26 protein-coding genes are annotated in these 25,571 nt (G+C 71.0%); 7 read left to right on the top strand and 19 right to left on the bottom strand.

Features of this window, described 5'->3' with window-relative positions; genetic code table 11:
* Positions 1-138: 138 nt before the first annotated feature.
* Positions 139-1,182 carry an amino acid ABC transporter substrate-binding protein gene (locus CR165_RS04680; RefSeq protein ID WP_109515787.1) on the bottom strand — a complete coding sequence of 348 codons (1,044 nt, stop codon included), beginning with the start codon at positions 1,180-1,182 and terminating at the stop codon, positions 139-141.
* Positions 1,183-1,476: 294 nt separating this feature from the next.
* On the opposite strand from CR165_RS04680, the gene lhpI reads away from it, so the two are divergent.
* Positions 1,477-2,409: a bifunctional Delta(1)-pyrroline-2-carboxylate/Delta(1)-piperideine-2-carboxylate reductase gene (gene lhpI, locus CR165_RS04685; RefSeq protein WP_109515788.1), complete on the top strand. Its 933-nt coding sequence runs from the start codon at positions 1,477-1,479 to the stop codon at positions 2,407-2,409.
* Positions 2,410-2,493: 84 nt separating this feature from the next.
* On the opposite strand, the gene rpsO is transcribed toward lhpI, so the two are convergent.
* From rpsO to CR165_RS04765, 16 genes are all read right to left on the bottom strand, one after another.
* The gene (gene rpsO / locus CR165_RS04690; RefSeq protein WP_109515789.1) at positions 2,494-2,772 is read right to left on the bottom strand and encodes a 30S ribosomal protein S15; all 279 of its coding nucleotides are present in this window, start codon (positions 2,770-2,772) and stop codon (positions 2,494-2,496) included.
* Between the two features lie 13 nt (positions 2,773-2,785).
* On the bottom strand, positions 2,786-3,775 hold the full coding sequence (gene truB, locus CR165_RS04695; protein ID WP_109515790.1) for a tRNA pseudouridine(55) synthase TruB: 990 nt from the start codon (positions 3,773-3,775) through the stop codon (positions 2,786-2,788).
* Between the two features lie 87 nt (positions 3,776-3,862).
* On the bottom strand, positions 3,863-4,216 hold the full coding sequence (locus tag CR165_RS04700; protein WP_109515957.1) for an acyl-CoA thioesterase: 354 nt from the start codon (positions 4,214-4,216) through the stop codon (positions 3,863-3,865).
* Between the two features lie 32 nt (positions 4,217-4,248).
* Positions 4,249-4,683 (bottom strand): 30S ribosome-binding factor RbfA, encoded by a 435-nt coding sequence (gene rbfA, locus CR165_RS04705; RefSeq protein ID WP_109515791.1) that lies wholly within the window; start codon positions 4,681-4,683, stop codon positions 4,249-4,251.
* 122 nt (positions 4,684-4,805) lie between these two features.
* The gene (infB, locus tag CR165_RS04710; protein WP_109515792.1) at positions 4,806-7,553 is read right to left on the bottom strand and encodes a translation initiation factor IF-2; all 2,748 of its coding nucleotides are present in this window, start codon (positions 7,551-7,553) and stop codon (positions 4,806-4,808) included.
* A 60-nt stretch (positions 7,554-7,613) separates the two neighbouring features.
* Positions 7,614-8,231, bottom strand: coding sequence for an RNA-binding protein (locus CR165_RS04715; RefSeq protein WP_109515958.1), 618 nt, complete (start codon positions 8,229-8,231; stop codon positions 7,614-7,616).
* A 34-nt stretch (positions 8,232-8,265) separates the two neighbouring features.
* Positions 8,266-9,822, bottom strand: a complete 1,557-nt coding sequence (nusA, locus tag CR165_RS04720) for a transcription termination factor NusA (RefSeq protein WP_109515793.1) — start codon at positions 9,820-9,822, stop codon at positions 8,266-8,268.
* Between the two features lie 5 nt (positions 9,823-9,827).
* Positions 9,828-10,409 (bottom strand): ribosome maturation factor RimP, encoded by a 582-nt coding sequence (rimP, locus tag CR165_RS04725; RefSeq protein WP_181378000.1) that lies wholly within the window; start codon positions 10,407-10,409, stop codon positions 9,828-9,830.
* A 166-nt stretch (positions 10,410-10,575) separates the two neighbouring features.
* A complete protein-coding gene (locus tag CR165_RS04730) occupies positions 10,576-11,082 on the bottom strand; it encodes a hypothetical protein (RefSeq protein WP_146201824.1) in 507 nt (168 codons plus the stop codon).
* 102 nt (positions 11,083-11,184) lie between these two features.
* Positions 11,185-11,877 carry a tRNA (guanine(46)-N(7))-methyltransferase TrmB gene (gene trmB, locus CR165_RS04735; protein WP_109515796.1) on the bottom strand — a complete coding sequence of 231 codons (693 nt, stop codon included), beginning with the start codon at positions 11,875-11,877 and terminating at the stop codon, positions 11,185-11,187.
* A 106-nt stretch (positions 11,878-11,983) separates the two neighbouring features.
* Positions 11,984-13,171: a methionine adenosyltransferase gene (gene metK, locus CR165_RS04740; protein WP_109515797.1), complete on the bottom strand. Its 1,188-nt coding sequence runs from the start codon at positions 13,169-13,171 to the stop codon at positions 11,984-11,986.
* A gap of 185 nt (positions 13,172-13,356) precedes the next feature.
* Positions 13,357-14,097 carry a 4-hydroxy-tetrahydrodipicolinate reductase gene (gene dapB / locus CR165_RS04745; RefSeq protein WP_109515798.1) on the bottom strand — a complete coding sequence of 247 codons (741 nt, stop codon included), beginning with the start codon at positions 14,095-14,097 and terminating at the stop codon, positions 13,357-13,359.
* 71 nt (positions 14,098-14,168) lie between these two features.
* Positions 14,169-15,332 carry a molecular chaperone DnaJ gene (gene dnaJ / locus CR165_RS04750; protein WP_109515799.1) on the bottom strand — a complete coding sequence of 388 codons (1,164 nt, stop codon included), beginning with the start codon at positions 15,330-15,332 and terminating at the stop codon, positions 14,169-14,171.
* A gap of 107 nt (positions 15,333-15,439) precedes the next feature.
* Positions 15,440-17,359 (bottom strand): molecular chaperone DnaK, encoded by a 1,920-nt coding sequence (gene dnaK, locus CR165_RS04755; RefSeq protein ID WP_109515800.1) that lies wholly within the window; start codon positions 17,357-17,359, stop codon positions 15,440-15,442.
* A gap of 67 nt (positions 17,360-17,426) precedes the next feature.
* Positions 17,427-18,044 carry a GNAT family N-acetyltransferase gene (locus CR165_RS04760; RefSeq protein ID WP_219929682.1) on the bottom strand — a complete coding sequence of 206 codons (618 nt, stop codon included), beginning with the start codon at positions 18,042-18,044 and terminating at the stop codon, positions 17,427-17,429.
* A 32-nt stretch (positions 18,045-18,076) separates the two neighbouring features.
* A complete protein-coding gene (locus tag CR165_RS04765) occupies positions 18,077-18,640 on the bottom strand; it encodes a nucleotide exchange factor GrpE (protein WP_245906111.1) in 564 nt (187 codons plus the stop codon).
* A 182-nt stretch (positions 18,641-18,822) separates the two neighbouring features.
* Here CR165_RS04765 and hemH point away from each other — a divergent pair, with 182 nt between their 5' ends.
* From hemH to CR165_RS04790, 5 genes are all read left to right on the top strand, one after another.
* Complete coding sequence (gene hemH / locus CR165_RS04770) at positions 18,823-19,896, top strand: ferrochelatase (RefSeq protein ID WP_109515803.1); 1,074 nt, start codon at positions 18,823-18,825, stop codon at positions 19,894-19,896.
* Entirely contained in the window at positions 19,896-20,558 is a 663-nt protein-coding gene (locus tag CR165_RS04775; RefSeq protein ID WP_109515804.1) for an HAD family hydrolase, read from the top strand. Before hemH ends, CR165_RS04775 begins: the two co-directional genes overlap by 1 nt.
* Positions 20,558-21,010 carry a protoporphyrinogen oxidase HemJ gene (hemJ, locus tag CR165_RS04780; protein ID WP_109515805.1) on the top strand — a complete coding sequence of 151 codons (453 nt, stop codon included), beginning with the start codon at positions 20,558-20,560 and terminating at the stop codon, positions 21,008-21,010. Before CR165_RS04775 ends, hemJ begins: the two co-directional genes overlap by 1 nt.
* A gap of 290 nt (positions 21,011-21,300) precedes the next feature.
* Positions 21,301-22,575 (top strand): transcription termination factor Rho, encoded by a 1,275-nt coding sequence (gene rho, locus CR165_RS04785; protein WP_109515806.1) that lies wholly within the window; start codon positions 21,301-21,303, stop codon positions 22,573-22,575.
* Between the two features lie 231 nt (positions 22,576-22,806).
* The gene (locus CR165_RS04790) at positions 22,807-23,565 is read left to right on the top strand and encodes a GNAT family N-acetyltransferase (protein ID WP_109515807.1); all 759 of its coding nucleotides are present in this window, start codon (positions 22,807-22,809) and stop codon (positions 23,563-23,565) included.
* 37 nt (positions 23,566-23,602) lie between these two features.
* Here CR165_RS04790 and CR165_RS04795 read toward each other — a convergent pair whose 3' ends face one another.
* Positions 23,603-24,580 carry a quinone oxidoreductase family protein gene (locus CR165_RS04795; protein ID WP_109515808.1) on the bottom strand — a complete coding sequence of 326 codons (978 nt, stop codon included), beginning with the start codon at positions 24,578-24,580 and terminating at the stop codon, positions 23,603-23,605.
* The gene (locus tag CR165_RS04800) at positions 24,577-25,047 is read right to left on the bottom strand and encodes a methylated-DNA--[protein]-cysteine S-methyltransferase (protein WP_109515809.1); all 471 of its coding nucleotides are present in this window, start codon (positions 25,045-25,047) and stop codon (positions 24,577-24,579) included. The genes CR165_RS04795 and CR165_RS04800 overlap by 4 nt, the downstream gene beginning before the upstream one ends.
* Positions 25,048-25,207: 160 nt before the next feature.
* Between CR165_RS04800 and CR165_RS04805 the strand changes: the two genes are divergently transcribed.
* Positions 25,208-25,561: a (2Fe-2S) ferredoxin domain-containing protein gene (locus CR165_RS04805; RefSeq protein ID WP_109515810.1), complete on the top strand. Its 354-nt coding sequence runs from the start codon at positions 25,208-25,210 to the stop codon at positions 25,559-25,561.
* Positions 25,562-25,571 lie beyond the last annotated feature (10 nt).

The following is a 25,571-nucleotide window of genomic DNA, read 5'->3' on the forward strand; positions in this document are numbered from 1 at the left end:
TTGTGTGTCTCTTTGCCCGCTCGGTCGGTCCGCCCCGCCTGCACCCCCGGCTGCCCGCAGCGGGACGAGGAACGGGGGGCGGGGCGGGAGCGCGGGGCCGGCCATGCCGCCGGCCCCGCTTCGTTCAGCCGCCCGCGCTCAGCGGAACGGCGGCGAGTACTGCAGGCCGCCCTGCGTCCACTGCGCGTTCGGGCCGCGCTGGATGCCGAGCGGGGTCAGGTGCTTCTCGAAGATCTCGCCGTAGTTGCCGACCGCCTTGATGACGTTGACCGCCCAGGCGTCGCTCACGCCCAGCATCTGGCCCAGGCCGCCGGTCTTGCCGAGCAGGCGCTGCGCCTCGGGGCGCTGGTCGTTCGCCACCGCCTGGTCGACGTTCTTGCTGGAGATGCCGAGCTCCTCGGCGGCCACCAGGACGTTGTGCGTCCAGCGGACGAGGTCGGCCCAGCGCTGGTCGCCATGGCGCACGGACGGGCCGAGCGGCTCCTTGGAGATGACCTCGGGCAGGATCACGTGCTCGCCCGGGTTGGGCTGGGCGGAGCGGGTGGCGGCGAGGCCGGAGACATCCGTCGTGTAGGCGTCGCAGCGGCCGGCCACATAGGCGGAGACCAGCTCCTCCAGCCGCTCGATGATGACGGGCGTGAACTTCAGGTTGCTGGCGCGGAACCAGTCCGTCAGGTTCTGCTCGGTGGTGGTGCCGGGCTGCACGCAGACCGTGGCGCCGTCCAGCTCCTTGGCCGACTTCACGCCGAGCGAGGCCTTCACCATGAAGCCCTGGCCGTCATAGAAGTTGATGGCCGGGAAATCGAGGCCGAGCGAGGTGTCGCGCGAGAGCGTCGCCGTCGTGTTGCGCGGCAGCACGTCGATCTCGCCGGACTGCAGCGCCGTGAAGCGGTTCTGCGCCGTGGTCGGCACGTAGCGCACCTTGCTGGCGTCGTTGAACAGGGCGACCGCCAGGGCGCGGCAGTACTCCACGTCGAAGCCCTGCCAGCGGCCCTGGCTGTCGGGCTGCGCGAAGCCGGCCAGGCCGGTGTTCACGCCGCAGCTCAGCGTGCCGCGTGACTTCACGGCATCCATGGTGGCGGCGTTCTGGGCCGGCTGCTGGGCCATGGCCGGCGCCGCGAGGGCGGTGGCCAGGGCAGCCGCGCCGAGTGCGCGGAAGGTCGAAAGCCGCATGGGCTTCATAAACTCTCTCCCAATTCTTATCCGCCATCCGGCTGTTTGCCGGCGGCTCCTCCCCTGAGTCCGGCGAGGCGGCACCGGGGACCGGGGCATTCCGCCGCGCTGGGCGCGCAGCGATACCGCCCAGATTGCCCGTTAGCCTTGCAGGGCACGCGGCGCAATGATCACGCCATGTTTCCGCCCCGAAGGCTTTGCCGTCCGCCGAGTTTAGCAATCGGTATGCCATGCGGTGCAACGGCTTTCCCTGCCCGCGCGCCGGCCTAGGATGGCCACCTGGAGCGAGGAGAACCGTGCCCGATGCGCCTGATGGACAAGGCCGAGACGGAAGCCAGGCTGCCCTGGCCGGCATTGCGTGACGCGCTGGAAGGCATCTTCCGCCAGGGCTGCGAGGCGCCGCTGCGGCACCGCCATCCGCTGCCGCAAAAAGAGGCAGCGGAAGGCTCGCTGCTGCTGATGCCGGCCTGGCAGGCGCACCGCTACACCGGCGTGAAGATTGTGCATGTGAACCCGGCCAATGCCCGCCAGCCGGGGCTGCAGGCGGTGCATTCCGTCTACCTGCTCTCCGATGGCGAATCGGGGCGGCCGCTGGCGATTCTCGATGGCGGCACGCTGACCGACCGCCGCACCGCCGCCGCCAGCGTGCTGGCCGCCGGCTTCCTGGCGCGCCCGGAAAGCCGCCGGCTGCTGCTGCTGGGCAGCGGCAAGGTGGCGCATGCCCTGGCCCAGGCCTATGCCGCGCGCTTCCCGCTGGAGGAGATCCGCGTCTGGTCGCGCCGGCCGGAGAGCGCGGCGAGGCTCTCCGCCACCCTGGCGGCCGAGGGGCTGCCGGCCCGCGCTGTGGACAGCCCCGACCCCGCCGGGGCCGACATCGTCTCGGCCGCCACCCTCTCCACCCTGCCGCTGCTGCGCGGCGCGGATGTGGCGCCGGGCACGCATGTCGATCTCGTCGGCGCCTTCCGGCCCGACATGCGGGAGAGCGATGCTGGCCTGGTGGCGCGCGCCAGCCTGTTCGTGGACACGCGCCCGGGCGCGCTGGCCGAGGCGGGGGATGTGGTGCAGGCCATCGCGGAAGGGGCGATCGGGCCGGGGCATATCGCCGCCGACCTGTTCCAGCTCTGCCGCGGGGAGCATCCGGGGCGGCGCTCGGCGGCGGAGGTCACCCTGTTCAAGTCGGTGGGCTGGGCGGGGGAGGATCTGGCGGCGGCCGTGCTGGCTTACGAGACGGCATGAAAAAAGCCCGGGGGAATGAATTCCCCCGGACCCCCATCTTTTTTCTGTTCGTTTCCGGGCGCGCTGTGGCGGCGCCCGGAGCCGTCAGCGGCGCAGGCCGAGACGCTCGATCAGGCTCTGGTAGCGGGCCTGGTTCTTGCGCTTCACATAGTCCAGCAGGCCACGGCGCTGGCCGACCAGCACCAGCAGGCCACGGCGGCTGTGGAAATCCTTCGGGTGCGCCTTCAGGTGCTCCGTCAGGGAGGAGATGCGGTCGGAGAGCAGGGCGACCTGCACTTCCGGGCTGCCCGTGTCGCCTTCCTTCATCGCGTACTCGGCGATGATCTTCGCGCGGCGCTCGATCTCGGTCACGTCGGTCGACATCGGCTTGTGCCTTTCAGTCTGTCTCGCCATCCGGCATCGGCTGGACGGGGAGGAGGGTGTTGTCGCCCGGGCTGAGCCAGCGCTCCGGCTTCACCAAGCCGGAATCGAGGCGCACGAGACCCTTCAGGCGCTCCCCCGCCATTGCCCGCACAAGCCCACCATCGGGGCTGGCGTCGCCGGGTATCCGCCCCATGAACTCGACCATGGAGATGGTCTGTCCGTAGGAGAGGCGTGCGGCCTCGGCTTCGGTGAGGGCCAGTGCCGGGATGTCGGCCAGCGCGGTCGTCACGGGAAGCAGAAGGTCCGGGGAAGGAGGCGGGGTATCCTCCGAACCCGTCAGCTTGTCCAGCGGAATCGCCGCATCCTCCAGGAAGGGGCCGACGCGCATCCGCCGCAGCACGGCGATGTGCCCGACGCTGCCCGCCGCGCGCGCGATGTCCCGCGCCAGGGAGCGCATGTAGACGCCCTTGCCGGACTGCACGGTGAACACCGCCGTGTCCGCGTCGGGGCGGGATTCCAGCTCGAACTTGTCCACCCGCGCCGGGCGCGCCGCCATCTCCGGGATCTGGCCGTCGCGCGCGAGATCATAGGCGCGGGCACCGTTGATCTTGATGGCCGAGAAGATCGGCGGCACCTGCATGATGTCGCCGATGAAGGCGGGCAGGGCGGCGCGGATCTGCGCGTCTGTCGGGCGCGCGTCGCTGGTCTCGATGACCTGGCCCTCGGCGTCGTCCGTGTCGCGCGCCTCGCCGAACCGCAGCGTGAAGCGGTAGGTCTTGGTGCCGTCCATGACGTAGGGCACCATCTTGGTGGCGGCGCCGAAGGCGATCGGCAGCACGCCCGTGGCCAGCGGGTCCAGCGTGCCGCCATGGCCCACCTTCTGCGCGTTGAAGGCGCGCTTCAGCTTGTTCACCACATCGGTGGAGCCGATGCCCGAAGGCTTGTCGACAATGAGCCAGCCATCCATCGGACGGCCCTTCGGCTTGCGGTTCGGGCGTGCCATGAAATTCTCTTTGAATGCGTCGTGTCTGCGGAAGGGCGCCGCCCTCCCGCGATCTCCCGCGGGAAACCGGGGTTCCCCGGCCTTCCCTCAGCTCGCGGGGACGGGGCGGGGCCGGCCGGTGGCGTCCAGCGCGACGAAGGTGAACACCGCCTCCGTCACGCGGTTGGTGTGGTCGCTCTCCCGCTCCCGCCGCCAGGCCTGCACGCGGATGCGCATGGAGGTGCGGCCGGTGTGCAGCACCTCGGCGTAGAGGCTCACCTCGTCGCCGACGCGCACGGGGGAGTGGAAGGTGATGGCCTCCACCGCCACGGTGGCGCATCGGCCGCGCGCGCGGCGGGCGGCGGCGTTGCCGGCGGCAAGGTCCATCTGCGCCATCAGCCAGCCGCCGAAGATGTCGCCCGCCGGGTTGGTGTCGGCCGGCATGGCGATGGTGCGGATCATCGGCGCCACGTCCGGCGGCGCGTCAGGGATTGTCACGCCTCGTCATCCTCCTGCGGCGCGCCAGGCTTCCCTGGAGGGGGCGCGAGATCCTGCTGGACCTCGGGGCGGCGCATCACCGCGTCGATCTTCATCGCATAGTCCAGCGCCGTGTCGGGCTGGAAATGCATCTCGGGGGCGAATCTCAGCCGCACCGCCCGCGCCACCTGGGTGCGCAGATAGGGCTGCACGCGGCGCAGCCCCTGCAGCTCCTCCTTCGTCACGGCGCGCCCGAGGGCGGCGACGAAGCAGGTCATGTGCCTGAGGTCGGGCGAGGCGCGCACCTCGGTGACGGTGATGTGCCGCCCGTCGAGATCGGGGTCGTGCATCTCGCCGCGCAGGAATACGGCGGAGAGGGCGTGGCGCACCTCTTCGGCGACGCGGAGCATGCGCTGGCTGGGAGCGCCGGCGGTGGCAGGTTTCTTGGCCATGGTATGTCCGGGGAACAGCTCCGGCCCCTTGGCGTTGATGGGACCCTGTCCCGACCCTGACCGGCAGCTTGCAGAAAAAAGAAGGGGGTGCCGGGGGAATTCCTTCCCCCGGCGCTTTCCGTTCAGACGGCGGCCACCGTCTCGGTCTCGTAGCACTCGATCTGGTCGCCGACCTTGATGGCGTCGTAGTTGGCGAAGCTCATGCCACACTCGTAGCCATTGGTGACTTCCTTGACGTCGTCCTTGAAGCGGCGGAGCGTCGCCAGCTCGCCCTGATGGATGACGATGCCATCCCGCAGCAGGCGGACGCCACAGCCGCGGCGCACCACGCCCTCGGTGACGCGGCAGCCCGCGATGTTGCCCAGGCGCTTGACCTCGAACACCTCGAGGATCTGCGCGTAGCCCAGGAACTTCTCGCGCTGGATCGGCGCCAGCTTGCCGCGCACCAGCTGCTCCACGTCGTCCGCCACCTCGTAGATGATCGAGTAGTAGCGGATGTCGACGCCCTCGCGCTGCGCCAGCTCCCGCGCCTGCGCCGTGGCGCGGACGTTGAAGGCGACAACGATGGCGTTGGAGGCCTTGGCGAGCTGGATGTCGCTCTCGGTGATCTGGCCGACCGCCGAGTGCAGCACCCGCACCTTCACCTCGTCGCGCGACAGCTTGTTCAGGGTCACGCCGAGCGCCTCGGCCGAACCCTGCACATCCGCCTTCACGACGACGGCCACTTCCTTCTGCTCGCCGGCGGCGACGCGGGCCATCATGTCGGCCAGCGTGCCACGGGCGGCGCCGGCGGCGGCCGCCTGCTTCTCCCGCAGCTTGCGCTGGCGGAACTCGCTGATCTCGCGCGCCCGGCCCTCATCCTCGACGAAGGAGAGCGGCTCGCCCGCCGCCGGAACCCCGGACAGGCCCAGGATCTCGACCGGGAGGCTCGGATCGGCCTCCTTCAGCTGGCGGCCCTTGTCGTCGAGCATGGCGCGCACGCGGCCCCACTCGGCGCCGGCCACCACCATGTCGCCCTGGCGCAGCGTGCCCTTCTGCACCAGCACCGTGGCCACCGGCCCGCGGCCCTTGTCCAGCTTGGACTCGATCACCGTGCCCTCGGCGCCCCGGTTCGGGTTCGCCTTCAGGTCCAGCACCTCGGCCTGCAGCAGGATGGCTTCCAGCAGCTTGTCGAGGTTCATCGCCTTGGTGGCGGAGACCTGGATCTCCATGGTGTCGCCGCCCAGGCTCTCCACCACGATCTCGTGCTGCAGCAGCTCCTGCCGCACGCGGTCGAGGTTGACGCCCGGCTTGTCGATCTTGTTGACCGCCACGATCAGCGGCACGCCGGCCGCCTTCGCGTGGTGGATCGCCTCGATCGTCTGCGGCATCACGCCGTCATCGGCGGCCACCACCAGCACCACCATGTCCGTCACGCTGGCGCCGCGGGCGCGCATGGCGGTGAAGGCGGCGTGGCCCGGCGTGTCGATGAAGGTGACCTTCTGGCCGCCCTGCACCGTCACCTGGTAGGCGCCGATATGCTGGGTGATGCCACCCGCCTCGCGCGCCGCCACGTCGGTCTTGCGCAGCGCGTCCAGCAGGCTGGTCTTGCCGTGGTCGACATGGCCCATGATGGTGACGACCGGCGGACGCGGCAGCATGTCCTCGTCGGCATCGACGGTGCCTTCCAGCCCCTGCTCGACATCCGACTCGGAGACGCGGCGCACGCGGTGGCCGAACTCGTTGACCACCAGCTCCGCCGTATCGGCGTCGATGGTCTGGGTCAGCGTCGCCATCACGCCCATGCGGAACAGCGCCTTCACCACCTCGCCGCCACGGGCGGCCATGCGGTTGGCGAGCTCCTGCACGGTGATGGCTTCCGGCACCACCACGTCGCGCACCACCTTCACGCCGTCCGAGCGGAGGCGCTGCAGCTCCTGCTGCCGGCGCTCGCGCTCACGGGCGCGGCGGACGGAGGCCATGGAGCGGCTGCGCTCGTCCTCGCCCTCGATCGCGGCGGCGACGTCGATCTTGCCGTCGCGGCGGCGGTCGCCACCGGCGGCCGGCTTCTTGGTCGGCGCGGCGGCCGGCTTCTTGGCCGGCATGGCAGGCATGCCGGGGCGGCGGATGGCGGGGCGGCGCTCCTCCTCCTCGCCCTCGCGGCCACGCAGCGTCAGGCGCGGCGCGGCGCCGGCCGGCGCGGCGGCGGGCGCCGCGGCGGGGCCACCCGGGCGGCGCGGCGCGCCACCGGGGCCGGCATTCGGGCCGGCGGCCGGACGCGGCCCCATCGGGCGCGCGCTGCCCGGCGCGGCGGCCGGACGTGCGGCGGCGGGCGGCTGCGGCGCGTTGCGGCGGGCCTCCTCCTCCACCTTGCGGCGGGCCTCGGCCTCGATCTTCTCGCGCGCTTCCTGCTCGGCGCGCAGCGCGGCCTCCTCGGCGGCGCGGCGGTCCTCTTCCGCCTTGCGGGCGGCTTCCTCGGCGGCGCTGCGCACCATCAGGGCCTGGCGCTCGCGCTCCTCGCGCTGGCGCTGGGCCTCCTGGCGGCGCATCTCCTCCAGCACGCGCAGGCGGTTCGCCTGCTCGGCCTGGGTCAGCGGCCGGCCGGTGGCCGAGCCGCTGCCGCCCCGGTTGACGGGGCCGCTGGCGCGCTGCGGGCCGCCCGCCGGGCGGGGGCCGCTGGCCTGCTGTGGGCCGCCGGCGGGCTTGGCGCCCGGCGCGGGCGGGCCACCGGCGCGCTTCTTCACCACTTCAACCTGCACGGTCTTGCCGCGACCATGGCTGAAGGACTGCCGCACAGTCCCGGCAGCCTCGGTCTTCCCACGGTCCATGAGACCGCTGGGCCGAAGGCTCAGCCGGCCCTTGGCAGCATCCTGTTCATTCTGGTCGCTCATTCGTTCGCCTGAACCCGATCCGTCTTGTGCCATCAATCCTATCGCGAGCCGTTGCCGGGCTCACGTCCCCGCTCCGTTCGCGATACCGGAGACGGCGGCCAGACGGCCCGCCTCCTGCACCAACATGTCGGCGATCCGTCCGGGGGCTATCGCCACGTGTACCGCATGATCCCGTCCGAACACCGCGCCCAATTCCTTTGCCGTCAGAACATCAATCAGGGGAGCCTTGCGGCTTCCCATCAGCCTCGCCCGCTCGGCGGGGCTGCCGTCACTCGCCTCGACCAGCGCGGCGGCCCGTCCGGCCTTCAGCCATTCGCGCACCTGCTGGAAGCCGCTCACGGCCTGTCCGGCCCTGCGCGCAAGCCCCACCTGGTCGCGGATGCGAACCTTGAGGCCAGTCTCAATCCGGGCGCGAAGGTCGGGGGGCAATTGCACCTGCCCGCGGGCCGCCCTCGAGAAGGCGCCCTTGGTCAGGCCGCGTTCTAGCACATCGGCCCGCGCGCTCAACCACATTCCCCGCCCGGGCAGCCGCCCGGCGAGATCGGGCACGACCTGCCGGTCCGGCCCCAGCACGAAGCGGATCATCGCTTCCTTGGGCAGGCTCTCCCGCGTCACGATACAGCGGCGCAGCGGGCCTTTCAGTTCCGGCTCGGGCCCTTCCCCCTCGGCGGTCTCCAGGGAGACATCCTCGGGGGGCGGGGCCGGCACGGTATCAGGATTGCTGGTCGTCACCCTTCTCCTCGGCGCTGCCCTTCTCTTCCGACGCGAACCAGTGCTCGCGCGCGGCCATGATGATGGCGTTCGCCGTTTCCTCGTCCACCGCCTCGGCGCCGAGGATCTCGATCAGCTCATCGGCTGCCAGGTCGGCCAGGTCGTCGAGCGACTTCACGCCCTTCTCGCCCAGAGTCACCAGCATGGCGGGGCTGAACCCACCCGCCTCGGCCACCGCGTCCTCGACGCCGAGGGCGCGGCGCTTCTCGTCGAGCTGCTCGTCGCGCCGGTCCAGGAAGCCCTGGGCGCGGCGCTTCAGCTCGGCGGCCACGTTCTCGTCGAAGCCCTCGATGCCGGCGAGATCCTCGTCCGGCACGTCCACCAGCTCCTCGGCGGAGCCGAAACCCTCGGTCACCAGCAGGCCGGCGATGACGTCGTCCACGTCCAGCGCCTCGACGAACAGGCCGGTCCGCTTGCGGAACTCCTCCTGCCGGCGCTCGCTTTCCTCGGCCTCGGTAAGGATGTCGATGTCCCAGCGCGTGAGCTGGGAGGCAAGGCGGACATTCTGGCCGCGGCGCCCGATCGCGAGGGAAAGCTGGTCATCCGGCACGACGACTTCAACCCGCTTGCTGTCGTCGTCCATCACCACCTTGGAGACCTCGGCCGGGGCCAGAGCGTTCACCACGAAGGTGGGGTTGTCGGGGGACCAGGGAATGATGTCGATCTTCTCGCCCTGCAGCTCGGCCACCACCGCCTGCACGCGGCTGCCGCGCATGCCGACGCAGGCGCCGACCGGGTCGATGCTCGAGTCGCGGCTGATCACCGCCATCTTGGCGCGGCTGCCCGGGTCGCGGGCCACGGCCTTGATCTCGATGATGCCGTCGTAGATCTCCGGCACTTCCTGGGCGAACAGCTTGGCCAGGAAGCCGGGATGCGTACGCGACAGGAAGATCTGCGGTCCGCGCGGCTCCTCGCGCACGTCGTAGATGTAGGCGCGCACGCGGTCGCCGTTGCGGAAGGCCTCGCGCGGGATGGTCTCGTCGCGCCGCAGCAGGGCCTCGGCACGGCCGAGATCGACCATCAGGTTGCCGTACTCGGTGCGCTTGACCACGCCGTTGATGATCTCGCCGACGCGGTCCTTGTACTCGTTGAACTGCTTGCTGCGCTCCACCTCGCGCACCCGCTGCACGATCACCTGCTTGGCGGTCTGCGCGGCGATGCGGCCGAAATCGATCGGCGGCAGGGGGTCGACGATGAACTCGCCCACCGCGATGCCGGGCCTGATCTTCTGCGCGATTCGCAGCGGGATCTGGGTCGCCTCGTTCTCGACCGGCTCCTGCTCCACCACCTCGGTCCAGCGGGAGAGCTTCACCTCGCCGGAGCGGCGGTCGATGACGGCGCGGATGTCCTTCTCGTGCCCGTACTTGGCGCGGCCGGCCTTCTGGATGGCCTGCTCCATCGCCTCCAGCACCTCGTCGCGCTCGATCATCTTCTCGCGGGCGACGGCCTCGGCGACCTGCAGCAGCTCCGGGCGGGCAATGGCAACGTCTGCGGCCATGGTCCTCAGTTCCTCCTGGCGTGGGGCGGGCGGCCGGGTTCCTCGTCGGAGTCGTCCTCCGCCTCCCGGAACCGGGCGGCCTCGGCCGCGGTGGCAGCGATCAGTTCATCGGTCAGCACCAGCTTGGCGCGGCGCATGTCGGCCCGGGGCAGCGCCACCTCGGCGCCATCCTCCAGCCGCAGCCGCACCACCGCCTCGTCCGCGCCAAGCGCGATGCCGCGGAAGCGGCGCCGACCCTCGAAGGGAATGCTCATCTCCACCGTCGCCACATGGCCGGCGAAGCGCTGCCAGTCCCTGGTGCGGGTCAGCGGGCGGTCGATGCCGGGCGAGGAAACCTCGAGGTTCCACTCGCCGGTGAAGGGGTCGTCCACGTCCAGCACGGCGCCGGCGGCATGGCTGATCGCCTCGCAGTCCCCCACCCCGATCGGCCGGCCGTCCGTGCGGTCGGCCATGATCTGGACGGTGGGAGTCTGCTTGCCCTGGATCTGCACGCGCACGATCTCGTAGCCCATCGCCGACAGCGTCGGCTGGATGGTGGCGGCAATGCGGGCCTCAAGGCCCTCATTCTGTGGCAGATCGTCTTCCAAAAAACAAAAAAGGCGGCCCGCTAAGGCCACCCCCCTGACTGTGCAGCGAAGATGTTCTGCGCCTCATATAATCCTGTGTGCCGGTAAATACAAGAAAACCCGCGCTTCGCCCGGCTTGCCCCGGCAAGGTCCGGGCCGGGGGCCGGGGGCCGGGGGCCGGCGCCGGTCAGCCCTGCGGCAGCGCCCGCTCCAGCCGCGCCACATGCGTCACGCGGCAGAGACCGTGCGTGTGGACGGAGAGCACGGCGCCGGACAGGCGGTTGTCGTGCACCTGCGCCAGGCCAAAGCCATGCAGCCGCAGCAGCAGGAAATGGCCGGTCACCCGCACGAGGTAGAGGCCTTCCTCCAGCCCGCCGCGCCGCGCCAGGCCGATCAGGGTGGGGCGGCGGGAGAAGGGGAGGGCGGAGAGGGGAAGCGGCGTGCAGCGCACCCGGGCCATGCCGAGCGCCGCCACCACGTCCCGCCAGTAGGCGGTGACGATCTCGCCCGTGGCCGGATAGTGCGGGGGAGAGGCGGCACGCAGCAGGGCGCAGGCCTCGGCGTAGCTGCACCCCGAGGCCAGGGCGACGGCCGCCGGCCCGCACCAGGGCAGATTCCCCCCCCGCTCGGCGGCCAGGGCCTCCGCGCCACGACGGCCAGCTTCATGCTCGGGGTCGGGGGAAAGTTGCAGCATCACCACCGCACGTTGTCGTGAGCGGTGAGGTCACGTCAATTCCCTTGTTCAGGGATACAAAAAGAGCCGCGGCACCGTGGCGGCCCTGCAACGCAGGGTAGCTTAACCCTGGCGGCGCCACACCCAGTACATGGGCTGCCGGCCCTCGCGCAGCGCCTTGGCCTCGTAGCGCGTGCCGGGCCAGCCCTCGGGGCGGCTCAGCTCGAGCGAGACGCGGGTGAAGGCATCCTGCGCGCCCATCACCTCCACCACCCATTCTTGGTAGGTCGGGTCGTCGGTGGCGATGCGCCATTCGCCGCCCGGGCGGATGGCCCGCGCCAGCACGGGGATGATGCTGGGGTGGACGAAGCGGCGCTTGGCGTGGCGCGCCTTCGGCCAGGGGTCGGGGAACATCAGGAACAGGCGGGAGAGGCTGGCCTCGGGCAGGGTGCGCAGCAGGCGGCGCGCATCCTCCGTCCAGAGGCGCAGGTTGGGCGGCAGCGGCGCGGTGGCCTCCTGCTCCTCCGGCACCAGCCGCGTCAGCAGCGAGCAGATGCCGTTCTCGAACACCTCGGCCGCGATCAGCCCGGCCTGGGGGCTGGCCTCGATCTGCGCCAGCGCGTGCTCGCCGCCGCCGAAGCCCACCTCCAGCCACAGCTCCCGCGGGCGCATCGGGAAGGCCGCCAGCGGGTCGGCCGGGTCGAGGGCGAGGCGGGGCAGCGTGACGTCCATCAGGCGCTGCTGGCGCTGGCGCAGCGGGTGGCCGCGGCGGCGCCCGTAGAGCCGGTCGGGAACGGGGGGCGGCGCTTCGCTCATGCTGGGGAAAACCGTGTGGATTCAGGGGAAAACTTCCCCGGGACGGCGCCACGCGGAAGGCGGGCGCGGGCGGGAGGGGACCTGCCCCTCCCGCCGCGAAGGCAGCTCAGCGGCCGAAGGCGCGCTTCAGCTCGGCGGCCAGGTCGGTCTTCTCCCAGGTGAAGGTGCCCTTCTCCGGGTCCGGCGTGCGGCCGAAATGGCCATAGGCCGAGGTCGGCGCATAGATGGCGCGGTTCAGGTGCAGGTGCTCGCGGATGCCGCGGGGGGAGAGGTTGACCATGTCGTTGACGACCTTGGCCAGCTTCACCTCGTCGACGTCGCGCCCCGTGCCGTGCAGGTCGAAATAGACCGAGAGCGGCTTGGCCACGCCGATGGCGTAGGAGACCTGGATGGTGCACTTCTCGGCCAGGCCGGCGGCGACCACGTTCTTGGCCAGGTAGCGGCAGGCATAGGCGGCCGAGCGGTCCACCTTGGTCGGGTCCTTGCCCGAGAAGGCGCCGCCGCCATGCGGCGCGGCACCGCCATAGGTGTCGACGATGATCTTGCGGCCCGTCAGGCCGCAATCGCCGTCGGGGCCGCCGATGACGAAGGTGCCGGTCGGGTTCACGTAGAACTCGTCCTCCGGCACGCTCCAGCCCTCGGGCAGGCTGCTCACCACGATCGGGCGGACCAGATCGCGCACCTGCGCCTGGGTCATGCCCTCCTCGTGCTGGGTCGAGACCACCACCGAGGCGACGCCGACCGGCTTGCCGTCCACGTAGCGCAGCGTCACCTGGCTCTTGGCATCCGGCAGCAGGCCGCGCACCGACTTGTCGTTGGTGCGGCGGCGCTCGGCGATGCGGCGCAGGATCAGGTGCGCGTAGTAGAGCGGCGCCGGCATCAGGTCCGGCGTCTCGGTGCAGGCATAGCCGAACATGATGCCCTGGTCGCCGGCGCCCTCGTCCTTCTCGCCGGAGGCGTCGACGCCCTGGGCGATGTGCGCGGACTGGGCGTGCAGGTGGCAGGCGATCTCGGCGTTCTTCCAGGAGAAGCCTTCCTGGTCGTAGCCGATGTCATGCACCGCCATGCGCGCGAGGTGCATCAGCAGCTCGGGCGTCACGCTCGCCGGGCCGCGCGTCTCGCCGGCCAGGATGATGCGGTTGGTGGTGACCAGCGTCTCGCAGGCCACGCGGGCATACGGGTCGGCTTCCAGGAAGGCGTCCAGCACCGTGTCGCTGATGCGGTCGGCAACCTTGTCGGGGTGGCCTTCGGAGACGGACTCCGAGGTGAACAGATATTCGCCCTTGTCGCGCATGGCCTTATCGTCCTCTTGTCGCGATGGCGACCGGCTCGCCCCGGCCTGGCTATCCCCCGCGGAATCGCGGCGCGCGCTGTGTCGCAAGCGCCGCACGGGGGGTCAAGGGAGGAAGGGGCATCGCAGTGCCGCGTTTCATCGCGGCGTCACGCGCAGGGGGCTGCCGCCCCCGCCGCGCGCTGCCTTCAGCCCATCCCGAGCACATGCTTCATGTCGTAGAGGCCGGCCGGCTGCCGCGCCGCCCACAGCGCCGCCCGCACCGCGCCGGTGGCATAGACGCGCCGGTCGAAGCTGCGGTGGGTGAGGGCGATGTGCTCGCTGCCGGCGGCGAAGAGCAGGGTGTGCTCGCCCACCACCTGCCCGCCGCGCAGCGCGGCGAAGCCGATCGGGCCGGTGGCGCGGGGGCCGGTATGCCCGTCCCGGCCACTCTCCATGCCGACCTCCTCCAGCGTCTTGCCGCGCCCGCGCGCCACGGCGCGGCCGAGGCCGATGGCGGTGCCGGAGGGGGCGTCCACCTTCTGCCGGTGGTGCATCTCGACGATCTCGGCGTCGTACTGCTCGGGCGGCAGGGCGGCGGCCATGCGCTCGGCCATGGCGAAGAGCAGCGCCACGCCGGGCGAGAAATTGGCGGCATAGACCACCGGCACGGACTCCGCCGCCGCGGCCACCGCCGCCTCCTGCGCCGCCGAGAGGCCGGAGGAGCCGAGGATGAGCGGCTTGCCGTGCCGCGCCGCCAGCGCCGCATGCGTCTCGGCCGTGGCGGCGTTGGTGAAGTCGATCACCACCTGGCTCTGCGCGAAGAGCGCGCCGGCATCGTCGCCGCGCCCGGTGCCGCCGGCCAGGGTGGCGCCGGCGGCCGCCACCTCCTCGGTGAGAAGCGTGCCCATGCGGCCCGAGAGGCCGGCGATGCCGATGCGGAGCGTCATGCTGTTTCCCGTGAAACGGAGGGCGGGTGCCGGGGGAGGGGGTGCCTCCTCCGCCCGGCGCGGCGGCTGTTCTACCGCCCCAGCCCGTCCCAGAAATCCTTCACCTTGGCGAAGAAGCCTTCGCTCTCGGGCGAGGAATTGCCGTTCTGCCCCACCTCGCCCTCGAACTGCTCCAGCAGCTCGCGCTGGCGGGCGGTGAGGTTCTGCGGCGTCTCGACCGCCACCTGCACATACATGTCCCCCCGCGCCGCCGAGCGCAGCACGGAGAAGCCCTTGCCGCGCAGGCGGAACTGGTCGCCCGTCTGGGTGCCGGCGGGGATGGTGACGCGCGAGCGCCCGCCATCGATGGTCGGCACCTCCACCGCGCCGCCCAGCGCCGCCTGCGTCATGCGCAGCGGCACCCGGACGAAGATGTTGGCGCCGTCGCGCTGGAACAGCGCGTGCGGGCGGACGGCGATGTCCACGTAGAGATCGCCCGCCGGGGCGCCGCGCAGCCCGGCCTCCCCCTCGCCCGAGAGGCGGATGCGCGTGCCGTCCTCCACCCCGGCCGGGATGGTGACGTTCAGCGTCCGCTCGCGCTGCACGCGGCCGGCGCCCTGGCAGACCTTGCAGGGGTTCTTGATGACGCGCCCGGTGCCGCCGCAGGTGGGGCAGGTGCGCTCGATCAGGAAGAAGCCCTGCTGCGCCCGCACCTTGCCGGCGCCGGCACAGGTGGTGCAGGTCTGCTGCGCGCTGCTGGCCTTGCCCTCGGCGCCGGTGCCGTCGCAGGCGTCGCACTGCACGCTGGTGGGCACGCGGATGGTCGTGCGCGTGCCGGCGAAGGCCTCCTCCAGCGAGATGTCCACCGCGTGGCGCAGATCGGCGCCGCGGCCGGCCGCCGCGCCGCCGCCGCGCCGCCCGGCGCCGCCGCCGAACTGGCCGAACATCTCGGCGAAGATGTCCTCGAAGCCGCCGCCGCCGAACGGGTTGCCGCCGCCGAAGCCGCCGGCACCCGGCCCGCCGCCGCCGCCCTCGAAGGCGGCATGGCCGAAGCGGTCATAGGCGGCACGCTTCTCGGCGTCCTTCAGCACGTCATAGGCCTCGTTCACCTCCTTGAAGGAGGTCTCGGCGGCCTTGTCGCCCGGGTTGCGGTCCGGGTGATATTTCATGGCGAGCTTGCGGTAAGCCTTCTTCAGCTCATCCTCGCCCGCGCCCCGGGCCACGCCCAGGGTCTCGTAGTAGTCCTTCTTGGCCATGGTGCGGCCTGTCCCCCAAGCTCCGGAACGACGATGCGCCCGACCCCTTCGTCGGAGCCGGGCGCCCGTGGATTCAGCGCGGCTGATTCACCCTAGCGCTGGGCGCCTCAGCTGGGCTTCTTCTTGCTGGGGTCGACATCCTCGAACTCGGCGTCCACCACCTTCTCGCCCGGCTTGGTCTCCGCACCGGGCTGGGCCTGGGCCTCGGCCGCGCCCTCGGCGGGGGCGGCCTTGTAGACGGCCTCGCCCACCTTCATCGCGGCGGCGCCCAGGCGCTCCGTGGCGGCCTTGATCGCCTCCAGGTCGTCGCCCTCGCGCGCCGTGCGGGCCGCGGCCAGCGCAGCCTCGGCCTCGCCCTTCTCGGCCTCCGGCACCTTCTCGGCGTTGTCCTTCAGCGACTTCTCGGTCGTGTGGATCAGCGCCTCGAGCTGGTTCTTGGCCTCGACCGCCTCGCGCCGCTTCTTGTCGGCCTCGGCATTCGCCTCGGCGTCCTTCACCATGCGCTCGATATCGGCGTCCGACAGGCCGGACTTCGCCTGGATCTTGATCTGCTGCTCCTTGCCCGTCGCCTTGTCCTTGGCGCTGACCGACACGATGCCGTTGGCGTCGATGTCGAAGGAGACCTCGATCTGCGGCACGCCACGGGGAGCCGGGGTGATGCCCTGCAGGTCGAAATTGCCCAGCAGCTTGTTGTCCGCCGCCATCTCGCGCTCGCCCTGGAACACCTTGATGGTGACCGCGGTCTGGTTGTCGTCGGCGGTGGAGAAGGTCTGGCTCTTCTTGGTCGGGATCGTCGTGTTGCGATCAATGAGGCGCGTGAAGACACCACCCAGGGTTTCGATACCCAGGGAGAGCGGCGTCACATCCAGAAGAAGAACGTCCTTCACCTCGCCCTTCAGCACGCCGCCCTGGATGGCGGCGCCGATGGCGACCACCTCGTCGGGGTTGACGTTGCGGGCCGGCTCCTTGCCGAAGAAGGTCTTCACCGCCTCGATGACCTTGGGCATGCGGGTCATGCCGCCGACCAGGATCACCTCGTCGATCTCGCCGGCGTTCAGCCCGGCATCCTTCAGCGCCAGCTTGCAGGGCTCCAGCGTCCGCTGCACCAGGTCGTCCACCAGGCTCTCCAGCTTGGCGCGGGAGAGCTGCAGGACGAGGTGCTTCGGCCCGGTGGCGTCGGCGGTGATGAAGGGCAGGTTGATCTCGGTCTGCTTGGCGCTCGACAGCTCGATCTTGGCCTTCTCGGCGGCCTCCTTCAGGCGCTGCAGGGCGAGCTTGTCGCCGCGCAGGTCGATGCCGTTCTCCTTCTTGAACTCGTCCGCCAGGTAGTCGATGACGCGCTGGTCGAAATCCTCGCCGCCCAGGAAGGTGTCGCCGTTGGTGGACTTCACCTCGAACACGCCGTCGCCGATCTCGAGGATCGAGACGTCGAAGGTGCCGCCGCCGAGGTCATAGACCGCGATGGTGCCGGTGGCCTTCTTGTCCATGCCGTAGGCGAGGGCGGCGGCCGTCGGCTCGTTGATGATGCGCAGCACCTCGAGGCCGGCGATGGCGCCCGCCTCCTTGGTGGCCTGGCGCTGGCTGTCGTTGAAGTAGGCGGGGACGGTGATGACGGCCTGCGTCACCTTCTCGCCGAGATAGGCCTCGGCCGTCTCCTTCATCTTGGTCAGCACGTTGGCGCTGATCTGCTGCGGCGCCTGCTTCTGCCCGCCGGCCTCGACCCACGCATCGCCATTGTCGGCGCGGATGATCTTGAAGGGGGCGAGGCCCGCTTCCTTCTGCACCATCTTGTCGTCGAAGCGGCGCCCGATCAGGCGCTTCACGGCGAACAGCGTGTCGGTCGGGTTGGTCACCGCCTGGCGCTTCGCGGCCTGGCCCACCAGCCGCTCGCCATTCTTGGCGAAGGCGACCATGGACGGGGTGGTACGCGCGCCCTCGGAATTCTCCAGCACCTTCACATCGCCGCCTTCCATGATGGCGACGCAGCTGTTGGTGGTGCCGAGATCGATGCCGATGACTTTGCTCATCCGAGTTCTCCTTTGCGGCGGATGGGGGCGGCCCTGTCTCTGGCGCCGCGCCCATCCCCTGTTCTCATCAGGCGGGGTGTTGGGGTGACCGCCCGGGCGGGAAAGCGGTGCCGGACGGTTGTGACTGCGATGTATTGAGCCGCGCCGCCCCGGACAAGGGCGACTCGCCCGGGCTGCGCAAAAAACGTGCAGCGGAGCAGAGCAGGTATTCCACCCGCTTGCCGTTGCGCGGGTCCGTCGCCTGGCCGACGGGGCGGAAGCCCAGCCGCCGGTGGAAGGCCATGCTCTGCGGGTTGGGCGGGTCGAGATTCACCTCGCAGCCCAGCGCCGCCACGCCCGGCAGGGCGGCCAGCGCGGCATAGAGCCGGCGGCCGAGGCCCTGGCCCTGCGCCGCCGCGTCCACCACCACGCGGTCGACATAGGCGGCCTCCGGGTGGCGGGCGCGCATCCAGGCGTGGTTGGGGCCGCGCTCCGGCGTCTCCGGCCCGAAGGCCAGGAGGAAGCCGAGCAGCCGCTCCCCCTCCCAGGCGGCCAGCGCCAGCAGGGCGCCGGCGCACTGGGCGGCGAAGGCCTCGGGCGTGAGGGCGTTCACCGCCGCGGCGTGCCGGTTGTTCAGGGCCAGCAGGGCAGGGTGCTCGGCCGCGGCGACGGGCCGCAGCGCCATGGCGCCCGGTCCACCGCTCATTCCGCCGCTTATTCCACCGCTTATTCCGCCGCTCACGCGGTTTCCGAGACGCCCTCGCCGGCCACCACCACCATGGCGGGCTTCAGCAGGCGGCCGTTCAGCGTCCAGGCCGGGGTCCAGGCCTGGATGACGGTGCCCACGGCCACGCCTTCCGGCGGCGGCTGCTGCGCCATCGCCTGGTGCAGCTCGGGGTCGAAGGGCTTGCCGGTGGCATCGTGCTTGGCCACGCCGTTGCGCTCCAGGATGGCGAGGAAGGCCCGCTCCACCCCTTCGAAGCCGCCGCGCAGCTTGGTCAGCAGCTCGGCCTCGTCCTCCCGGGGGGCGGGCAGCGCCTCCAGGCCGCGGCGGAGGTTGTCGGCGGCCTCCACCACGTCGCGGGCGAATTTCTGCACCGCATAGGCGCGGGCATCCTCCACCTCGCGCTTGGTGCGGGCGCGCAGGTTCTGCATCTCCGCCTCGGAGCGCAGCCAGCGGTCCTTCACCTGCGCCAGCTCGGCCTCCAGCTCGGCGAGGCGCGCCATGGCGTCGGCGGGCTGGGCGGGGGTCTGCTGCTGTTCGGCGGCCGGCGTTTCCGCGGGCTGGGTCTGGTCGTTCATCACAGGATCATTCTTTTCAGTCATGTCAGCGCCTGCAAGGCCATTTCAGGCCTCCAACTAGGGAAGCCGACCCGCCGGGACAAGGAACGGTTGCGGGATGCCTGGCCCGGAGCTCCCGATTCCGCTCTCCTGTCATCCGCCTGCCTCTTGACCAAACCCCCTTCCGTGGCATTTCCGGAACCATGTCCGAACCCCACCGCCCCCGCGTCGCCATCATCCTCTTCAACCTCGGTGGGCCGGACGCGCCGGAAGCGGTCCGGCCCTTCCTGGAGAACCTGTTCACCGACCCCGCCATCCTGCGGGTGCCGGGCTTCATCCGGCCCTGGCTGGGGAAGTTCATCGCCGCGCGCCGCACCAAGGCGGCCAGCGAGAACTACGCCATCCTCGGTGGCAAGTCCCCGCTGCGCGAGCTGACGGAGGAGCAGGGCGCCGCGCTGGAGCGGGCCCTGGCGCCGGAGGTGGAGGCGCGCTGCTTCATCGCCATGCGCTACTGGCACCCCTTCGCCGAGGAGGCGGCGCGGGCGGTGAAGGCGTGGGGCGCGGAGGAGGCGGTGCTGCTGCCGCTCTACCCGCAATTCTCCACCACCACGACCGGCTCCTCCATGGAGGACTGGCAGGAAGCCTGCGCGAAGGTGGGGCTGGACCTGCCCACCAAGGCGCTGTGCTGCTTCCATTCGGACGAGGATTTCGCCCGCTCCACCGCCGCCATGGTGCGCGCGGCCTACGATTCCGCCCGCGCCGAGCTGCCGGAGGGGGTGAGGCTGCGCCTGCTGTTCTCCGCCCACGGCCTGCCGGAGAGCATCGTCAAGCGCGGCGACCCCTACCAGTGGCAGGTGGAGCGCACGGTGGAGGCGGTGGTGCGCCAGCTCGGCATCGAGGGGCTGGACAGCGGCATCTGCTACCAGTCCCGCGTCACGCCGCAGAAATGGATCGGCCCCTCGCTGGAGACGGCGCTGGAGCACGCGGCGAAGGACAAGGTGGCGGTGCTGGTCAGCCCCATCGCCTTCGTCTCGGAGCATTCCGAGACGCTGGTGGAGCTGGATGTCGAGTACAAGGAGCTGGCCCACAAGCTGCACCTGCCCGGCTATTTCCGCGTGCCGGCGCAGAACAGCGATGCCGGCTTCATCGATTCGCTGGCCGGGCTGGTGCGGCGGGTGCGCGGCGGCAACCGGGCGCTCTGCTCCTTCGCCGGCGCCCGGCAATGCCCCAAGGTGCACCGCGACTGCCCGCACGCCCGCGCCCGGGACGCCGCGTGATGCGCGCCGCCGCCTCCCGGCCCGCCGCCATCCTGTTCGACTGCGATGGCGTGCTGGCCGACAGCGAGGCGCTGGCCGCCATGGTCGTGGCCGAGGAGCTGACGGAGCGCGGCTGGCCGGTCTCGCCCGAGGAATGCCAGCACATCTTCCTCGGCCGCGCCGTGCCGGACATGATGCCGATCATCGAGCAGCGCTTCGGCCCCGTGCCGGATGACTGGCCCGCCCGCATGTCCCGCCGCCTGACCGAGCGGATGGCGCGCGACGTGGTGCCGGTGCCGGGCGCCAAGGCCGCCGTGGCGGCGCTGCGCGCGGCGGGGATGACGCTGGCCTGCGCCTCCAACTCCTCCCGCGCCGAGCTGTCGGCGAAGCTGGGGCGGCTCGACCTGGCGGCGGCCTTCGAGGGGCGCGTCTTCTCCTTCGAGGATGTGGACCGGCCGAAGCCCTACCCCGACATCTACCGCGCCGCCGCCCTCTCCTGCGGCGCCGCGCCGGAGGATTGCGTGGTGGTGGAGGACAGCCTGCCCGGCATCCGCGCCGGCCGCGCCGCCGGCTGCCGCGTGCTGGCGCTGGTGTGGGACATGCCGGAGGCGATGCTGCGCGCCCAGGGGGCCGAGCCCTTCCGCCACATGGACGAGCTGCCCGGCCTGCTGGGAGTCGGCTGATGGACCTGGGCTTCCTCGCCGGCTGGTACCCCTGGACCAAGTCGCTGCACCTGCTCTCGGTCTTTGCCTGGATGGCGGGGCTGTTCTACCTGCCGCGGCTCTATGTCTATCACACCCCCGCCGAGCCCGGCTCGGCGCAGAGCGAGCTGTTCAAGGTGATGGAGCGCCGCCTGCTGCGCGGCATCATGAACCCGGCGATGATCTCGGCCTGGATCTTCGGCGTGACCCTGGTGCTGACGCCGGGGGTGGTGGACTGGTCGGCCGGGTGGTGGCACGGCAAGCTGGCCGGGCTGCTGGGCATGACCTGGTTCCATCACCACCTGGCCTATGCCCGGAAGGCGTTCGTCGCCGATGCCCGGCACCGCACCGAGCGCTACTGGCGCGCCATGAACGAGGTGCCGACGGTGCTGCTGATCCTCATCGTCATCATGGTGATCGTGAAGCCGTTCTGAGGTACCGCCGAGGCGGCGCTGAAAATCGCCGCCGGCTGCCTTGAAAATCGCGCTGCGTGGTCTACTTTGCCCATTGACGGAGTCCGGCGGGCGAACCTAGCCTTCGGCACTTCCCGTCAAGGGCGTTAAGCGCAGGGTTTCGCCTGTTCTGGCGCCGAGACTCCCTCCCTCCTTATCCGGGACATGGCCGGCCGCGTTCCTCATGCGGCCACGGCTCGCAGGCAGGCCGCGCTGCCCGCCCTCCGCAGATGTCCCGACTGCTCCCCGCCGGAACGGAATGCGTCCGACCCATGCACCTCTCTGAACTCAAGGCCAAGAGCCCCGCCGACCTGCTCGCTTTCGCCGAGTCGCTGCAGATCGAGAACGCATCCATCCTGCGCAAGCAGGACATGATGTTCGCGATCCTGAAGCAGCTGGCGGAGAACGATCAGGCGATCCATGGCGACGGCACGCTGGAGATCCTGCCGGATGGCTTCGGCTTCCTGCGCAGCCCCCAGTCCAACTACCTCCCCGGCCCGGACGATATCTATGTCTCCCCCGCCCAGGTGCGCCGCTTCGGCCTGCGCACCGGCGACACGGTGGAGGGGCAGATCCGCGCGCCGAAGGACGGGGAGCGCTACTTCGCGCTGCTGAAGGTCAACACCGTCAATTTCGAGCCGCCCGAGGCGCTGCGCCACCGGATCAACTTCGACAACCTCACCCCGCTCTATCCGACGCGCCGGCTGAAGATGGAGAACCCGGAGTTCGAGAGCGTCGCGAAGGGCATCCAGAAGGACTACACGCCGCGCGTCATCGACCTGGTGGCGCCGATCGGCATGGGCCAGCGCGCGCTGGTGGTGGCGCCGCCGCGCACCGGCAAGACCGTGATGCTGCAGAACATCGCCCGCAGCATCAGCGCCAACCACCCCGACGTTTTCCTGCTCGTCCTGCTGATCGATGAGCGGCCCGAGGAAGTCACCGACATGGCCCGCACCGTGCGCGGCGAGGTCGTGGCCTCCACCTTCGACGAGCCGGCCACCCGCCACGTGCAGGTGACGGAGATGGTGCTGGAGAAGGCCAAGCGGCTGGTCGAGCACAAGCGGGACGTGGTGATCCTGCTCGACTCCATCACCCGCCTTGGCCGCGCCTACAACTCGGTGGTGCCGTCCTCGGGCAAGGTGCTGACCGGCGGCGTGGATGCCAACGCCCTGCAGCGGCCGAAGCGCTTCTTCGGCGCCGCCCGCAACATCGAGGAAGGCGGCAGCCTGACGATCATCGCGACCGCCCTGATCGACACGGGCAGCCGCATGGACGAGGTGATCTTCGAGGAGTTCAAGGGCACCGGCAACTCCGAGCTGATCCTCGACCGCAAGCTCTCCGACAAGCGCGTCTTCCCCGCCATCGACATCACCAAGTCCGGCACGCGCAAGGAGGAGGTGCTGATCGACCGCGCCACCCTGACCAAGATGTGGGTGCTGCGGCGTATCCTGAACCCGATGGGCACGCAGGATGCGATGGAGTTCCTGCTGGACAAGCTGAAGTACAGCAAGACCAACCAGGACTTCTTCGACGCCATGAACACCTGATTTTTCTGCAAGCTGCCGGTCAGGGCCGGGACGGGATTGCAATGCTGCGCCGGGACGCTCCGGCCCGGCGTCGCGGCCCGCGCCTCGGCTCCCCTGCGGCAGCCTGACAGAAAGGCCCGGGGGAATTCATTCCCCGGGCTTTTTTATGACCTCTGCCCTTCGCGGACTGCGTGCCTCGCTTCTCCGCCCGTGGCGCTAGGGTGCGCCGGGCCGACAGAAGGGGATGGGCGGATGCAGGGCAGGTCCTGGCAGGGTGTCTCGGTGGCGGAGTTGGAGCGGGCCTCGCACACGGCCGTGCCGGCGCTGCGCACGGCGTTCGACGGGCCGTTCCTGGTGCGGGCCTTCCTGGGCGGCACGGGGCGCGCCAACGCGGCCAGCGCCATCGACCCTTCGCAGGATGCCGGGCTTCCGGAGCGGCTGGAGCGTATCGCCGCCGCCTACCGGCGCGTCGGCATGACCCCGCGCTTCCGCTCCACGCCGCTCGACCCGCCCGGGCTGGAGGAGGCGCTGCTGGAACGCGGCTACCGCGAGGCCGATGCGTCGCTGGTGATGGCGGGGCCGCTGGCGGGCTTCGCCGCCGAGGACGCCGCGCTGGAGGTGCTGCCGGCACCGACCGAGGAGTGGCTCTCGGTCCTGGCCACGGCGGAATACCAGACGGAGAAGCGGCGGGCCGAGAAGCTGCAGGCGCCGGCGTTGATGATGGTGCCGGCCGCCTGGCTGCTGCTGCGCGTGGAAGGCCAGGCCGCCGCGGCGGGGCAGGTGGCGGCCGATGGGCGGCTGCTGGGCTTCTTCGACATCGCCACGGCGCCCGCCTTCCGCCGCCGGGGCATGGCACGCCGGCTGCTGGCCGCCGGCGCGGCCTGGGGGCAGGCGCAGGGCGCCACCACGGGCTGGCTGCAGGTCTCGGCCACCAACACCGCGGCGCGGGGCCTGTACGAGGCGCTGGGGATGCGGGAGATCTACCGCTACCGCTACTTCCTGCCCGGCTGAGCCGCAGGCCGGCCCGCCGGGGCCGGCGGGCTCTGCCTCAGGGGATGAACACCGTGCTGCCGGTGGTCCGGCGCCCTTCCAGGGCGCGGTGCGCCTCGGCCGCATCCTTCAGCGCGTAGGTCTGGTTGACCTCGATCTTCACCGCGCCGGACAGCACGACGGAGAACAGGTCGGTCGCCGTGGCCACCAGGTCGGCATGCTTGGCGGTGTAGGTGGCCAGCGTCGGGCGCGTCAGGAAGAGCGAGCCCTTGGCGGCGAGGATGCCGATATCGACCGGCGGCACGGCGCCCGAGGCATTGCCGTAGGAGACCATCATGCCGAGCGGGGCGAGGCAGTCCAGCGAGGCCATGAAGGTGTCCTTGCCGACGCTGTCATAGACCACGGGCAGCATGGCGCCGTTGGTGATCTCCTTCACCCGCGCGGGCAGGTCGTCCTGGCCGGAGATGAGCACGTGCTCGGCGCCGTGGGCGCGGGCGAGCTCGGCCTTCTCCGGCGTGGAGACGGTGCCGATGACGGTGCAGCCGAGCTGCTTCGCCCACTGGCACATGATCAGCCCGACGCCGCCGGCGGCGGCATGCACCAGGATGGTCTCGCCCGCCTTCACGGGGTAGGTGCGGCGCAGCAGGTACTGGGCGGTCATGCCCTGCAGCATCATGCCGGCGGCGGTCTTGTCGTCGATGCCGTCGGGCAGCTTCACCAGGCGGTCCGCCTTGATGGTGCGGGCCTGGCAGTAGGCGCCGATGGGCGCCATGGCATAGGCCACGCGGTCCCCCACCATGAGGCCGGAGACCTCGCTGCCCACCGCCTCGACCACCCCCGCCGCCTCCATGCCCAGCGTGGCGGGGAGGGAGGGGAGCTTGTAGAGGCCGGTGCGGAAATACACGTCGATGTAGTTCAGGCCCACCGCGCCGTGGCGGACCAGCACCTCGTCGGGCTTTGGCGCGGGGACGGGCACTTCCTCCCACACCATCTTCTCGGGGCCGCCATGTTCGTGGATGCGGATGGCATGGTTCATAGGAGGGTTCCTTGCTGGCGCAGGCTGCGTCGTTCGAGGTCCAGGAGGTAGCGCTTGGTGGCGGGGCCTTCGCCGCCGGAGTAACCGCCCAGCGCGCCGTTGGCTCCGACCACGCGGTGGCAGGGGATGATGATGGGAATCGGGTTGGCGCCGTTGGCCTGCCCGACCGCCCGCGCCACGGAGCCGAGGCCGGCGGCCAGGGCGGCGTAGCTGCGCGTCTCGCCGGGCGGGATCTCAGCCAGGGCGGCCCAGACCCTCCGCTGGAAGGCGCTGCCATGCGGGGCCAGGGGAAGGTCGAAGACCATCCGCTGACCGTCGAAATAGTCCTGGAGCTGGTCGCGCGCGGCGAGGAGGACGGGGGTTTCCGTCTGGTCCCGGCCACGGCCCCAGTCGAGCGCCACGATCGCCCCATCCTCCTCGGACAGGGTGAGCGCGCCGAGGGGGGAGAGGAGTGAGAGCTGCGGCATGCGGGTACGATTCGACACGCGTGGGCGGCAGCGTCAAGGGCTGGCTGCACCCGCGCGGCGCCACCGTGACCGGCCCCTTGGCCGACCCCGCCCGGGCTGCCTAAATGGGCCGGGCGGCGGGGCTTTCTCCCCGGCCGGCAGGCTTCAGGGAATCGCGCCGATGAACGACCTTTCCGATCCGCCCCCCTATTTCCAGGCGCATGTCTTCGTCTGCTGCAACCGGCGCCCGGATGGGCACCGCCGCGGCTCCTGCGCCGCGCGCGGCAGCGAGAAGCTGAAGGACTACATGAAGGCCCGCGCCAAGGAGCTTGGCATCCCCGGCATCCGGGTGAACCAGGCCGGGTGCCTCGACCGCTGCGAATTCGGCCCCGCTATCGTCATCTACCCCGAGGGCGTCTGGTACAAGGCCGAGACCACGGCCGACATCGACGAGATCCTGGCGGCGCATCTGGTCGAGGGCGGCCGCGCCCGCCGCCTGATGCTGATCGAGAAGGACGTGGTCGCCAAAGGCTGACCGCGGGGCC

Source organism: Teichococcus aestuarii (assembly GCF_003116135.1).
In the GTDB taxonomy this organism is placed as follows: Bacteria; Pseudomonadota; Alphaproteobacteria; order Acetobacterales; family Acetobacteraceae; genus Pseudoroseomonas; species Pseudoroseomonas aestuarii.